We start from the raw sequence: 15,022 nt of genomic DNA on the forward strand, positions 1-15,022 counted from the left end.
TAATTTTTAAATTGTTATACAATAAATTTTTGAACTTGCACGGTGTGCGTTATCAAAAAAACAAAAAATATGCCATTGGAAAATTATGTCATTTTTTCAGAATTTCAAAGTGAAAAAATGTCATTTTTCTGACAATTCAATTAAGTCTTTTTATCATAAGCTGAAAGTGAGTTAATATTATAATCAGGTTAAGGCTCTAAAAATAAAAGCGGAGCTAACTCTTTAAAACTTCGGCGCCAGGTTAAAAATTCATGAGCCGTATTTTCAGAAATATAAGAAACAGCATTGAACCCGGCATCTTTTAAACTTTTTACTGCATTTTGTACAGATTCCGGTTTTTCGCGGCTGCCGCAGCTTATAAAAACCAGCTTTACTTTTGATTTATCTTTTATTTCTTCTGGTTTATAAGTACCACCGCTCAGCAGTGCAAAATGCGAAAAAATATCTGGCTTGTTGATCGTTATGCTATGAGTTTCCATTCCTCCCATTGACAGTCCGGCCATTGCACGATTGGCCTGATTAGAAAGTGTCCGAAAGTTTAAATCTACATACGGTATCAATTCTTCTGTAAGAACGGTTTGAAAAGGTTCTATTTTGAAACTTGCCAGTCCGCCATATTTAATTTCATTTGTCATTCCGTAAGTCATAACAATAACGAATGGTTTTATTTTGTTTGCTGCAATCAAATTATCCATTATTAAATTTACATGCCCCTGATTACTCCAGGCTGTTTCGTCTTCTCCCCAGCCATGCTGTAAATATAAAACCGGATATTTTTTCGTTTTGTCATTGTCATAACCCGGAGGAGTATAAACAAAAGCTCTTCGTGAAGTACTGGTGCTTTTTGAAGGAAAAAGAATTTGCTGCACATTTCCATGAGGTACATTTTTTAATGCATAAAAATCTTTATCGTGCGCTGGTATTTCAATACCGCTTTCCCAACGTGTAGAACCATAAAAATTGAGTGTCCCGGGATCATTAAAAATGCCTCCGTCAATAGTTACATGATAATAATGAAACCCTTCGTCCATTGCGCCGGAGGTTGTTCCTCTCCAATAACCATCTTCTCCCTTTGTTAGAACGGTTCCTCCTTTTGCGCCTCCTAATCCAAGGCTTACTATTACAGACTTAGCTTCGGGAGCCAAAATTTGAAATCGTGCATAACCCTGCGAATTGACCTGAGGATATTCCTGCCCGGGCTGATTAAGTGTCGAAGGCTTAAAATCGTCCATAACAGAAGTCTGGTTTGTTTGTGCAGAACCTGCAAAGCCAGACAAAATAAAAACCAATACGATAGTGATAAAATACTTTTTCATAGTTTTATTAATTAACTTTTCGGTGTTATAATTTGATAATTGCCGCTTAAATGCATTAAGCTGAAAAGATACATTAAACCATCATAATAAGGATCAAAATAGCCATCGCTATAAGGTTCGAGTCTGGCATTCCAAACTGCATGAACAAAATCCATGCTTTTTTGATCTTGATTTACTAATGAGGCCGCAGCTGCTGTCGATACTAATCCGAACGAATGTCTGAGCTTTTTAACAGGTCCGGCCTGAAGGATAAAATCCGGAGTAGAACCATCCACATTGTATTGATCTACATAGGAATCCAATCCTTTAGACCGAAGAAAATCCTGAAATCTTTTAGCGTATTCTTCCTGCCGCTTTTTATCTTTTCCGTACCAGGTATAATCCATCGCTATATTCATCGGAACACGCCAGGAATCATATCGAAACGCTGGCGGCATCCATGGTGCAGGATGCGGTTCTCCGCTAAACTCAGTATAATCTGAGGTTAATCCCGTTACCGGATGACAGGCCTTATGAAGAAAATCACGGGAAACCTCAGCACATTCTTTATAAAACTCTTCATGGCCGTCTTTAGCATATAAAGCCCATATTTCATAAAATGCGGGAACATGGTAAGATGGGTCTGTCCAGTTATAACCGCCTCCTTCGGGCACAAAAGAGATTTGTTTATGCTCAGTATTTATAATATTATACACATTATTGGAACCGTCTTTTTTCCACATCGCATCTAATATCCTTCTTGCTTCCTTATAATAATTTATTCCTGTTTCATTGCCCCATTTATTGGAAGCAAAAAGCAGGCTGGTTAAATAATATAATTCTCCATCTGAAGCTGAACCCGGAGAATTTTGTTTTTTAGTATGCGGATTTACACTCCACGCAAAATAAGCTTCACGCGGACCATCCTGATGCTGCATGTATTTTACAGACCAGCGCCACAGACGGTCAAAAACATCTTTTTTATTGAGTTGTACGGCAACCATCATTCCATACGACATTCCTTCCGTTCGGGCATCATTATTTTTGATATCCGAAACATATCCTGTCGAATCGTTTTCTTCAAAATAGACCTTGTTTGGTCCTTCAAAAATATCATAATAAGCTTTGGATAATTTTTTGTCAATTTCAGCCTGACTGTAACCCGCTTCCTTAAAAAGATTGCGATAATGAGGGTTTTTGAAATTTGTTTTTTCAGCTTTATTTTTATTTTGACCTGTCAACAGAACGGGAATAAGCAGTACATAAATCCAAATCATAATTGGGATTTTATCCCAGAGTTGAGTTTTACAAATGTTATTTTTATCCATGGATTTTGTTTTTAATATTAAGAATGGTAAAAAATAAAAAACAGATGATTTTTACTTAATTTCACTAACACCTTCCGTAGTTTGTATTATTTTTTGAATACTTCCATCTTTATTATAATACATATAATCTACACAAACTGAACGTCTGTAACTTCCGCCTGTGGGCAGACTTCCGTTATGATAAAAAAAGTATGATTTGCCTTTATAATCAATAATACCGGGATGTGTCGTAAAACTATTCTGTACATTTTCCTGAATAATTCCTGTGTAATTCCATGGTCCCGTTGGACTTTTGGCTGTACAATATTCAATCATTTCAGGCTTTGTACCTTCGCTGGCATAAACCAGATAATACAATCCTTTTCTTTTGTATAACCAAGGTCCTTCAATATAATTTTTAGGTTTAAAAGTATGGATGGTTCCATCTATTTCTGTCATGTTATCTTTTAGTTTAACCCATTTACAACTGCCATTTCCCCAGTACATATAGGCTTTTCCGTCATCATCGATAAATACGGTAGGATCTATATCATCCCAGGCATGTTTCATATCTGTTGTCATTTCGTTGGTAATTAATGCCTTACCAATTGCGTCTTTAAAAGGTCCAACCGGACTGTCAGAAACCGCTACGCCAATTGCCGCACCTCCTGCACTTCTATCGTCTTTTTTGTGAAATGTAGAAACAAACCAATAAAACCTGCCGTTTTTCTCCACACACTGAGCCGCATAAGCATCACCTGTTGCCCAGGAAAATGTTTCCGGTGAAAGAGGTGCTCCATAATCTTTCCATGTTTTCATATCTGTAGTCGAAAACACATGCCAGTCTGCCATTTTATAATTAGTGTCTTCCGGAACAGCGACGTCATGTCCGGTATACAAATAGAGAATTCCGTTGTGTACCAGAGGAGCCGGATCTGCAGTAAAAATATCTTTGATTATAGGATTTTGTGATTTTGCCTTAAAAACTACTAAACAGCATATCAGCAATAATGAAATTTGGACTGTATTTTTCATTTTTTATTTTTTGGGTTGAATTAGAATAATGAATCCCTTTAAGTAAAAACAGAAAGATTATATAACAATAAACAGCGCAAAACCAATGCGCTGTTTATCAAAAAAACTAACTTAAACTAACCAATATTTAACTCTTTTAATAACCAGGATTATTATCACTTGGTTTTATATTAGGATTCGAAGAGGTTTCTCTGTTTGGTATAGGCCATAATTCACTTTTACCAGCGGTAAAGCCTGTTCCCTGCAATTCGGTATTTGCAATACCCCATCTTATAATATCGTCAAAACGAACTTGTTCTCCCGCTAATTCAACTTTACGTTCGTGAACAATAGCAGCAAATACGGCTTCTTTTGTAGGAGCAATATTTGTTGGTAAATTGGCTCTGTCCCTAACTTCTTTAATGTATGCAATCGCTGCCGTTTGAGAACCGCCGTCTCTTTGGTTTTCACATTCAGCTTTCATCAGCAGCACATCTGCGTAGCGCATCACTTTAAAATTAATACTTGACCTTGTCGCTTCATCTTCTCTTGTATAATAGTTTTGATATTTTTTCCAGCCCGCTCTTCTAATCCCCGCAGAGGTTGTAAAATTACTTGGCACCATTACCTTCGTTCCTTTCAAATAGGTTGAACCCGGCACATAAAAAGTATCTCCAAAACGATTATCTCCTGCTTCATACGAATCTAACAAATCGTCTGAAGGATAGACATTGTACCAGCTTAGATTACCATATTCCTGTCCTCTTAGTGTTGATTCTTCAAAACCGGTTCCGCCGCTGTCTCCTTGAGAACCCCATTGGTCTCCTGTTCCATTCTTTTCATCAAATTCAATTTCAAAAATTGATTCTTTACCGTGTTCGGTTTCTTCCATAAAGTTGTTGTAAAAATTCCCTTTATCTTCCAGACTGTATCCTGTCACGTTATTAAAAGCAGCAAGGGCTTCATTATATTTCTTTTGGTATAATAATACTTTGCCCAAATAGGCATACGCTGCTCCTTTGTTTGCTCTTCCCGGCGATTCTGTGCCTTTTGATAAAAGGTTTTGAGATGCAAATACCAGATCCTCTTCAATCAGGGCATATACCTCTGACTTAGGGCTTCTCGGGTTTCCTACTATCGTTCCGGTTTTATAAATTGGGATATCTCCAAAACGTTTCACCAGCAGAAAATAATAATAAGCTCTTAAAAAATGGGCTTCTGCTAAAAATTTATTTTTCTGTTCTTGTGGTAAAACTGAATTTGACAAGGCATTGATTTTATCAGCATTATCCAAGACAAAATTAGCTCTGGATATTCCTATATAACAGGATTCCCAATAAAATTGAATAATATCGTTTCCTGCATTAAAAGAAAAATCCTGAAAAGGTTTTTTGTTTCCTTCTAATTGTGGATTTCCTAAAGCTTCCTGACTCATAAGATCCATTGCAAAGGAAAAATTTCTTCCATAAAGTCCTCTGGTCTGTAAATTAGCATAAGATGCATTTACAGCCGACTGTACCTGATCTTTAGTTTTAAAGAAGGTATCAGGGGATAAAGTGTTCGGATTAGTTAATTCTAATTCACCACTGTCACAAGAAGTTATGGCTAAAACTCCTGACAGCATTATAAGTATATATTTTATTTTTCTCATCATCATTATAAATTAAAATGTAACATCAAGTCCAAAAATTACAGATTTTGGCTGTGGATATCTTCCTAAATCAATACCTGCAGAATTTGCATTGGCGTCTGCACGTGCAATTTCAGGATCTAACCCACTGTAATCTGTAATTGTAATAAGATTTTGCCCGCTTAGGTAAAATCGTACTTTTGAAAAATAAGCTTTAAATGCATCTCCGGATAATGTATATCCTAATGCAATGTTTTTTAATCTTGTATAAGAACCGTCTTCTATATAACGCTGGTTTGCTGAAGACCAGTTTATGTCTGCTCCCTGCGCTCTTGGCAATGTTGCAGATGGATTGGTAACAACGCCATTTACCACATTTGCTCTGCCTAAAACATCTGTACTGGCATTAAACAAACGGTTCATCCCTTTTAGGTCAAAAGTGTTGGCATTGTAAATATCGTTTCCGTGAACTCCTGATATAAAACAATTAAAATCGAAATTTTTATAGGCTGCGTTAAGATTAAGACCGTAAGTAAAATCAGGATATGGATTTCCGATATTGGTTTTATCATTTGCATTGATAATTTTATTTCCGTCGCGGTCAACAATTTTAATATCTCCCGGTTTGATTGTGGTCTGTCCCGGCCCGAAAACAGCATCTACTTCTGCCTGATTCTGATAAATTCCGTTAGTTTGATATCCGTAAAAGTAAAATAACGGCTGTCCTACTTCAAGTCTTGAGAAATTTTCCAGACCTGCCCTAGGTGCAGGTCCTCCTAAAACACTGGTTACACCCGGCGCTAAACTTACTACTTCATTTTTACTGGTTCCTAAATTTGCTACTGCAGACCATGTAAAATCTCCTTTTCTATCGTTAAAACCCAGCGTTATTTCATAACCGCTTACTTTTACGTCGGCAATGTTTTGAATCTGAGTTCCTCCACCGGCCGATCCAACAGAGGCAGGAAGCGGCACTGCAAAAAGGATATCACTGCTTTTGTTGTTGAAATACTCAAAAGAACCCGTTAATTTTTCATCAAATAAACCAAAATCCACACCTATGTTTCGATCCAGTTTTGATTCCCATTTCAAATTAGGATTAGAAGCAACTCCCAGAGAAACACCCGGCGCATTTCCTCCCCCGATAGGGTAATTATAATTGGCTATCAAGGTTGCACTGTATTGGTAATTATCAATTCTGTCATTTCCTGTTGTTCCGGTACTGGCTCTTAGTTTTAATGTACTGAAAACCGAATTTTCCATAAAACTTTCTTTGGCTATATTCCATCCTAAAGCAACCGAATAAAAATTGCCCCATCGGTTATTGGCCCCAAAACGAGATGATGCATCTCTTCTTCCTGAAACAGCAAGCAGGTATTTATCATTATAATCGTAATTAATACGGGCGATGTAACCAATATTTTTTTCTTCAAAATTAGCCGAGCTTAAATTCCCTTCATTGTATCTCAGCTGATCGATTTCGTCTGAAATATTATAACGGCTTCCCGCAATTAAGTTTTGTGATTTTCCGTCAATCTTTGTAATTACTCCTAATACTTCAATATTATGTTTTCCGGCAATTGTAGTTTTATAGGTTAAACTGTTATCAAAAACGATGGTCTGTCCTTGAGAATTTGTTTCTGCTGTAGTAGAAAATGCTTGTTTGTGGTAAGAACCATCCTGATAACTAGGAACAAATGTATGGTCTTTACTTGTAAAATAGTCTAACGAAACCTGCGATCTAAATTTTAAACCTTTGTAAATTTCCAATTCAGCAAAGATGTTTCCAATTATAGATAAATTATTGATTTTCTGATATCCTAAATTAGCTACGCGAACAGGATTTTCTGCATCATTTCCGTCTATAGCGCTTGGTCCCTGATAACCTCCTAAATTCTGGTCATTATAGATTGGAAAGTATGGCGCCATTTTGATTGCATGCTCCAATAAGGTTCTGCCTCCTGAACTGCGCTCCGGATTAATGGTACTAAAGGAAACCCCCATATTGCTTCCTACTTTAAGTCTGCCAATATCCTGCGTATTATTTGCCCTAAAGGAATAACGTTCGAAACCGGTATTGATAACTGCCCCAACCTGCTTTAAATATTCAGCAGAATAACGGCCTGTAGAGGTTTCTGTTCCATTAGAAAAGCTGAGGTTATAATCCTGCATTAATCCGGTTTGAAAAATCTGATCCTGCCAATTGGTAGTTATATTCCCAAATTCTGCAGCTCTTGCCGTTAAATCACTTCCAAGATCTTTAGCATATTGAAGATATTGCTGTGTATTTAAAACACTATATCTTTTTGTGATCTCCTGTCCTCCTATGTAAGTACTAAATGTCAGTTGTCCTGGGCCTTTTTTTCCTTTTTTTGTAGTAACAACAATAACGCCATTAAAAGCTTTTGAACCGTACAAAGCCGTTGTAGAAGCATCTTTTAAAACAGAAATACTTTCAATATCATTAGGACTCAGACCCGAAAGATTACCGGTTAAAACGCCGTCAATTACATACAACGGTGCACTGTTGCCCATTGTGGCCAGACCACGAATACTAACTGTAGGATTTGATCCGGGTGCGCCATTAACAACGGTAACCCCTGCTGCACGACCCTGTAAAGCCGACTCGGCATTTGTAATAGGCACAGCGGCAATGTCTTTTGAACTTACCGTAGAAATTGCTCCCGTAACTTTGGTTCTTTTTTGAGTTCCATAAGCCACGACAACTTCATTTAAATTTTGTGTAGAAAGTACTAAAGTAACATTAATTGAACTTCTTTCTCCAGGCGTAATAGTCTGTGAAATTAAGCCTACATATGAAAAAGTAATCTTATCTGAAGAATTCACTCCTTTTAAAGAATATTTACCATCAAAATCTGTGGAGGCGCTATTCTGTGTACCTTCAACAATAATACTCGCACCGGGAAGCGGAAATCCGGAAGGGTCAGTAACAACACCCTGAATCGTTTTTGATTGTGCGATTAAATGCTGGCCGCCGGTTATCAGCAGCCCGATGAGTGCAATTTTAATTTTTAACATCATACTAAGTGGTTTTTTGTTTGGTTTAAATAGTTTGCTTATTAGAACAAATATAGAAAAACAAACATAAAAACAATCGGTTGTTTTATATTTTTTTTAAACTATTAATAAAAATATATAATTATAAAAACATATAATTTAATTAAAATTTAAATAATTTAAAAATATGATAAATTAATAATATCGCAAACTTAAAAAGATAATGAATTAATAGTCATTTTGACCATTTGATAAAAATTACATATTATGTTATATTTATAAAATTTGCGGTAAAATCTTATTTTAAAACCATAATAGTAAGTTTTACTTTACTAAAAAATAAAATTAATCACCAGAAATGAAGTTTTACTTACAAGCAAAAACAGCTTATTTTTACTTTGAAAAGAAAAACAAGCTGTTTGCAATCGGTTGCTATATACTATCTTAAGTACTGAATTATGATATAAAACTAATTCATACTAAAAATTAATTTTTTAAAAGTATGCCGCCATTGTATGGAATTTCGATTTCGACATTTTTGTTTTTATTTACGCTGATTCCGGTTATTTTTCCATTAAGCTGGTCATCATCTGAATAACTTTTTAGCTTTGTACCAGCAGGAAGCATTTCAAGTTTTAGTTTAAGCTTTATTTTTTTATTCTGAGCATTTACGCCGGCTATATACCAGTTATCTCCTTTTCGACGTGCCATTATAATATATTTACCTGGATAACCGTCAATAAAACGAATTTCATCCCATGTTGTTGGAACTTCTTTCATAAAATTTATGGCCCAATCAGGCGCATCATTTAAATTATTTGGAGCAAGGGCAAAATGCTGAACACCGCTTTGAAACAATACTGCTGTGGCTAAAGCAAAAACATCAGAAGTCATTCTTTTTGAGCCTTTATTTGGTATGTTATCACTATTGTAAAATTTATTTAATGCGCTTCCGCCAAAATCCATACTTCCTACTGCATTTCTAATAAAGGGATGTGTTGCAGCATTTATAGATTCATTGTTACAGCTTTCCTGCCCGAAATGTAAATTCTCACTAGCCAAAACAGCTTCTGCCGAAGCAAAATTTGGATACATCCTCTCCCATCCCCTTGGCAATGTACATCCGTGAAAAATAACCATAATTCCAAAATCGTTGGCATCTGTCAATATATCTTCGTACAATTTCATGGTTACTTGTTTATCTCCGCCAAAAAAGTCTACTTTAATTCCTTTAATGCCAATACTTTTCATCCACGCCATTTCTTTACGGCGGACAGCTGCGTTATCCATTAACCCTCTCGGACCTTGTGGTGCATCATTCCAATATCCGTTTGAATTGTACCATAAATACAAACCAATGTTTTTAGATGATCCGTATTTTGCCAATTCTTCAATTTTATCATGACCTATCTGTGTATCCCAAAGAGCATCGACTAAAATAGTCTGGTAGCCCATAGCGGCGCTGAAATCAATGTATTGTTTTTGCACCGGAAAAGTCGTGTTACCATCCATTTTTATAATCCAGCTCCAGGTTCCTTTTGTGTATTGATATTCTTTTGAAGCTTGATATTTAGGCTTTACCAAATCAAACGGAATAGTAGTTTCTGCAATTGGCGCCAGGGTTTCGCCAACAGTAATAGTTCTCCATGGCGTTTGTCCTTCGAGCGGGATTCCGGGTGCTGTTGTGCCATTGCCATTATTTTCACTTTCCATTGGAAAACCAATAGTATATAATCCCTTTGGATGACCAATCAATCTGCCTGCACAATAGCCGCTGTCAACACCTGTTTCAGAAATTAAAACCCATCCGCTGTTGCTTACTTTAAAAAGGCATGGAAAAGTATAACCATTCCCTAAACCGTTTTTACCAATGGCATCATCAAATGTATAGGAAGTTTCATAACTTGGTGTAGTTCTGGCAAAACCTGTCATTGGTTTGCTTTGCGGACAAAGGAATGTTGTAGTTCCCTCTGGCAGCAAAAAGCCTGAAACTTCTTCCTGAACCACACAGGAAAGAGATTCTTTCTGTGGATAGACTTTATATTTAAATGCTAAATTGTTATTACTTACCCTAAATACAATATCGATAGTTTTTCGGCCTTCTTTCGTAAAAGAAAAAACCGTTTCATTGGCAGTGTAATGAACATTACTTTTTTTAATATTTTTTAATTGATATGTTTCATCAATTTTATTTTGCTGTGAATTGTTTTCTAAAACTAATCCGTTGGAAAAATCTCCCACACTGGTCTTTAAACCCAGCGGTGATTTTTCTATAAAGGTTTTTTCATTATAAGTAACATTGTAAACCGGCATTCCATTTTCAACAAATAAGAATACTTTAAGTTTCTCATCCGGACTTTGTACAATTGATTGTGCATTTAGTTTAAAAAAACTCAGCAGACAAAAATATATAACGTATTTAAAATTCATAGCAGACTTAATTAATGGGTTGAATCTTATTATTTTACTGTATTGTAATTTTATCATTAATATGAAAATAGTCAAAATCGGCAAAACCTCCTGTATTTTGGGTCGCATAGTTAAACAAACCAAATCGGTATCCCATAAAATGAGGAATTGTATACGGCATCTTTATAGGTTTTCCAATACTTATCCATTCTTTTCCGTTTAGGCTGTAATAAAATCTGCCTGTATCGGCTTTGTTTTCAAAGCTGCATTCAGCTTTAAAGTATATTTTGTTTTGATTTAAAGGTATGCTTTCGATTTCTCTTTGGATTCCTTTTTCGGCATCAGTCATGACAATTTTTTTTGTGCTGTTTTCAATTTTTACGGCAGCAAAACCAAATTCTTTCTGTAATAATGCCAGTCCGGCCAAATCACCTTCTTTCATATTAGAGATTTCTAACATTGTACTTGCGGAACATTTTGGACCAAAAGTTCTTTGGGTTAAAGTATTTTTTGCCTGAACAAAACTGCTGTCTGTTCTTTTTGTTTTTAACCTTAAATAGCCTTTTCTTTCCCTGACAGACCACAATGAATTATCCGGATTATGATTCCACTGCCAAACCAGCGGAAGATCATTTTCGCCGCTTTTTCGCGTAAAATCATCAGAATTTACAATCCCGGGAATAAGGCTTTTATTGGCAGGCAGATCAAGGGTTTCAGGCACTTTTCCATTCTCTGCTAAGATGGGCCAGTCATTTTCCCATTTTACAGGAACAAGATACGGAATACGACCTACGCCTCCGGCATCTCTAAATAAATAAGAAAACCATTTTCCGTCCGGTGTATCAATAAGCCCGCCTTGTGCTGCACCCAAATCCTGCAGGCCTATTTTTCCTTCCCACGGACCTGAAATAGCATCAGCCTTATGAATAATTACAGTTCGCATACCGTTTTTTGGCCAGCAGATATTAAACAAATAATATTTGCCCTTAATTTTAAAAAGCTGTGATCCTTCTGACGGCAGCATAATTTGATCTCCCCCAGGTGCACTCGCATTTTCGATTAAAACTCTTTTAGTTTCTTCTTTAACTGCTGAAAGATCGTTTTCTAATTCAATTATATACAGTTTTCCGCTGCCCCATACAAGATATACTTTGCCATCATCATCAAATAAAAGCGAATGATCGTGATAAGAATTGTTTAAGACCGTTCTTTTCCATGGTCCGTTTTCAATGTTTTTTGAAGAAAAAATATAAGTTTTACCCGTTGTTCCGGAAAAAGTGCTGACATAATATATGCCTTTATGATAACGCAGGCTGCTGGCCCAGGAACCTCTGCCATAATCATTTTTATTGTTATCTAAATTGAGTTTGTCATTATTATCTTCAATTGCGCTGCAGGCATAATTAACCAGTTTCCAATTTATTAAATCATTAGATTTCATGATAGGAACACCCGGATTCATGTGCATGGTTGTACTGCTCATATAATAAGTATCACCCACTCTAATCATTGATAAATCAGGTACATCTGCATATATCACAGGATTATGTGCTTTGCTTTTTTGAGCTCTGCCGCCAAAAGCCGTTAGCAATATCAATAAGCAATACAAGAGTTTAGTTTTCATTTTAAATTGATATTATTATGAATGAAAAAATATTTTTATTCTGAGATCATCTTACTTTCCGGAGCTCCGAGATAAGAAGGCTTTAATCCTCCGGTATTAATCAGAATCTTTTGCAGTACAATTCCCGGATCTAAAACACGAAAACGGAGTATATGTTTTCCTGCTTTTAAAATCGTATGTTTTGTAGCGGAATGAATCATGTGTTCTGCCTGCCATCTTCCTAATTCGCCTCGATAATGTCCGTTAAAATTTACCTGCTGTGGTTTTTCTTCATCAAAAGAAATTTCATACCGAAGTCCTTTATTGCTGTTAAAATTAAGTGTTGGTGCTAAAAGAAGTTCTACATCACATTCTCCTGTTGAAGTAAAATTAATTTCATATTCAACAGAAATATTTTCGTTAACAGCTGGATAACTATTTTGTGGAAATGTGGTAATCCCGCTGAGTGTTTTTCCGAAATCCGGAATCACTTCCCAATGCGTTTTTTTTGAATCATTTGCTTTTGAAAAATGTGCAGCCATAATAGACACATAACCGTCCTTTTCTTCAAAAACTTTTGGCACAACAATTTCCTTCTCCGAAAGATATTTCACCTCAGGCATGATATTTTTTGGCGTGTCGTGCCATGCTTTGTAGCCTATTCGCATCTGATCCATCATGTGTGTCCATTTGCCGCCCGAAATTTCATTATTGTATTTATTTTGAAGAATCGAATCGCGCTCAAAATTCTTTTTTACTTCAGCTGCATAATAATTCGCGAGGCTGTTTTTTTCTTCTGCCAGTTTTTTATTTTTTGCCTGTGCAAAATACATTTCATAAAGATTACAGCAGGCATCTATTGGATATAAAACCAGCTGAAAATAAGCATCTTTATATTCGGCAGGAAGTTCATTATAAACACGGTATGCATCGAGTGCTAAGTTTTTATAGTCATTAACTACGGTTTCAAATTCGTTATAATTTTCTAAACTGTAGGTTTTGCTGTCGAGCATTTCGGGCGTAACCCGACGATTGAATTTTGGATAAGTATTTAATAACCGGGCGATTTCTTCTGCATGTTTTTCTCCAAACTGTTCGGCTGCCCATTTCTTAGTAAATTCAAAGAGATTTTGTGAATTAAACTGCTTCGGATTCCATGCCATATCCAGGAAAAAACTAATTGGAAATTCCATTGGCTTTAAATCGCCGACATTTACAATCCAGATTTTATCGACTCCGTGTTCGTAACTCAAATTCATCTGTTCCCAAACTCTTTGTATCGGACTTATATTTATCCATTTTGAGTTTCTTGGACCGCCAACATAATCAAAATGATAATACATTCCGTAACCGCCTTTATGCAAAGGTTTGGTAAGGTCCGGCAGTTTACGCACATTTCCCCAGTTGTCATCACAAAACAAGAGCGTTACATCATCGGGAACACGCATTCCCTGATCATAATAATCCTGCACTTCTTTGTATAAAGCCCAAACCTGCGGCGTTTTATCGGCGCTTTTTCCGGTTTCTCTTTCAATAATCTTGCGCTGTTCTTTTACAATATTTTCAAGCAGACTTATATTGGTTCCTTCGCTCATCGCTTCGTCTCCGTCACCCCGCATTCCGATCGTTACGACTTTTTCCCAGTTTTTACTGCGCTGGATTCCTGTTGTCCAGAATTCATCTAAAACTTTTTTGTTTTTCGAATAATCCCAAACGTTCGGAAGGTTATTTTTTTTGATGTACCTGCGCCAGTCAGTTTGTGCCAAAGCCATAGGTTCATGATGCGAAGTTCCCATTACAATTCCCATTTCATTTGCCAAAGGGCCGCTCGCTGCGTCATCATCATAAAAAGCATTTCCCCACATGGCTGGCCAGATGTAATTAGCTTTTAAGCGAAGCATTAATTCAAAAACTTTTTCATAAAACTGGCTGTTAAAACCTCCAAATGTGGCTTTTGCCCAACCGCTTAATGCAGGCGCTTCATCGTTAAGAAAAATTCCCCTGTACTTTACAGCAGGTTCGCCGTCTGTATAAATCCCTTTAATAAAATAAATATTCTCTTTCTGTTTTACGGGAACATCTGCCCAATAATACCAAGGCGAAACACCAATTTGTTTTGATAATTCGTAAATTCCGTAAATGGTGGCGCGTTTATCGCTTCCTGCAATTACAAGCGCTTCTTCAATTCTCTTAAATGGATTTTTAACGTGCTGAATAATGAATTTTTCATTTTTGCCTTTGAGTTCTTTTCCGTCGATTTTTTTTTGTTTTACTAAATCATCAATAATCGAATTAGAGCCAATCATTCCAATGATAATTAAAGGTGAAGCCGTTTTGGGGTTTTCATTAAAAACAACAGGACGATCTCCGGTAACTTTTTCAAAATCAGACTGCAGATTGTGTACGGCACGCAGAATTCCTGCATCTAATCCTGTATTTACAAAAAAGGAAAGAGATTGCGATTTCTCTTTTAAAACCATTACATTTTCTGTTTTTGTATTCGTTATAAAAGGCTGCGACGCTTTTGAAACATTATGCAAAAGGCTGATAATTATAAAGAAAATCAATTTGAAATAGCTTTTCATTGTCTTTATTTTATTCATTAGTTCCTAATTTATATGCTTAAACGAATTCTTGAATTGCCTCCAGCTTTAGCTGGAGGTGAATTAAATTAGTTCACATTGGCTTTAGCCGAATATCCAATTTTGGCTAAAGCCTTACTCTAAAATCTATTTTTGACCTCCAG

8 protein-coding genes are annotated in these 15,022 nt (G+C 36.2%); all 8 read right to left on the reverse strand.

Translation table 11 applies throughout. The features are described 5' to 3' along the window. Positions 1-188 precede the first annotated feature (188 nt). Positions 189-1,316, reverse strand: coding sequence for an alpha/beta hydrolase-fold protein (locus ASE21_RS00190; RefSeq protein ID WP_057120556.1), 1,128 nt, complete (start codon positions 1,314-1,316; stop codon positions 189-191). An 11-nt stretch (positions 1,317-1,327) separates the two neighbouring features. Beyond that, positions 1,328-2,623 (reverse strand): glycosyl hydrolase family 8, encoded by a 1,296-nt coding sequence (locus ASE21_RS00195; protein ID WP_082603410.1) that lies wholly within the window; start codon positions 2,621-2,623, stop codon positions 1,328-1,330. 51 nt (positions 2,624-2,674) lie between these two features. Continuing rightward, positions 2,675-3,637, reverse strand: coding sequence for a glycoside hydrolase family 43 protein (locus tag ASE21_RS00200; RefSeq protein ID WP_057120557.1), 963 nt, complete (start codon positions 3,635-3,637; stop codon positions 2,675-2,677). Between the two features lie 136 nt (positions 3,638-3,773). Continuing rightward, positions 3,774-5,240, reverse strand: coding sequence for a RagB/SusD family nutrient uptake outer membrane protein (locus tag ASE21_RS00205; protein WP_242410196.1), 1,467 nt, complete (start codon positions 5,238-5,240; stop codon positions 3,774-3,776). Between the two features lie 39 nt (positions 5,241-5,279). After that, on the reverse strand, positions 5,280-8,288 hold the full coding sequence (locus ASE21_RS00210; RefSeq protein ID WP_057120558.1) for a SusC/RagA family TonB-linked outer membrane protein: 3,009 nt from the start codon (positions 8,286-8,288) through the stop codon (positions 5,280-5,282). Positions 8,289-8,750: 462 nt separating this feature from the next. After that, the gene (locus tag ASE21_RS00215; protein WP_057121139.1) at positions 8,751-10,694 is read right to left on the reverse strand and encodes a glycoside hydrolase family 97 protein; all 1,944 of its coding nucleotides are present in this window, start codon (positions 10,692-10,694) and stop codon (positions 8,751-8,753) included. Positions 10,695-10,728: 34 nt separating this feature from the next. Then, a complete protein-coding gene (locus tag ASE21_RS00220; protein ID WP_057120559.1) occupies positions 10,729-12,297 on the reverse strand; it encodes a glycoside hydrolase 43 family protein in 1,569 nt (522 codons plus the stop codon). Positions 12,298-12,332: 35 nt separating this feature from the next. Further along, entirely contained in the window at positions 12,333-14,861 is a 2,529-nt protein-coding gene (locus ASE21_RS00225; RefSeq protein ID WP_057121140.1) for a glycosyl hydrolase 115 family protein, read from the reverse strand. Positions 14,862-15,022 lie beyond the last annotated feature (161 nt).

Origin of the sequence: Flavobacterium sp. Root901 (assembly GCF_001429765.1) — a bacterium.
In the GTDB taxonomy this organism is placed as follows: Bacteria; Bacteroidota; Bacteroidia; order Flavobacteriales; family Flavobacteriaceae; genus Flavobacterium.

Bases quoted from the DNA above. Each gene is read 5' to 3' on its own strand.
- ASE21_RS00190 (WP_057120556.1), bottom strand. From the start codon at position 1,316: ATGAAAAAGTATTTTATCACTATCGTATTGGTTTTTATTTTGTCTGGC.
- ASE21_RS00225 (WP_057121140.1), bottom strand. From the start codon at position 14,861: ATGAAAAGCTATTTCAAATTGATTTTCTTTATAATTATCAGCCTTTTG.
- ASE21_RS00195 (WP_082603410.1), bottom strand. From the start codon at position 2,623: ATGGATAAAAATAACATTTGTAAAACTCAACTCTGGGATAAAATCCCA.
- ASE21_RS00210 (WP_057120558.1), bottom strand. From the start codon at position 8,288: ATGATGTTAAAAATTAAAATTGCACTCATCGGGCTGCTGATAACCGGC.
- ASE21_RS00215 (WP_057121139.1), bottom strand. From the start codon at position 10,694: ATGAATTTTAAATACGTTATATATTTTTGTCTGCTGAGTTTTTTTAAA.
- ASE21_RS00220 (WP_057120559.1), bottom strand. From the start codon at position 12,297: ATGAAAACTAAACTCTTGTATTGCTTATTGATATTGCTAACGGCTTTT.
- ASE21_RS00200 (WP_057120557.1), bottom strand. From the start codon at position 3,637: ATGAAAAATACAGTCCAAATTTCATTATTGCTGATATGCTGTTTAGTA.
- ASE21_RS00205 (WP_242410196.1), bottom strand. From the start codon at position 5,240: ATGCTGTCAGGAGTTTTAGCCATAACTTCTTGTGACAGTGGTGAATTA.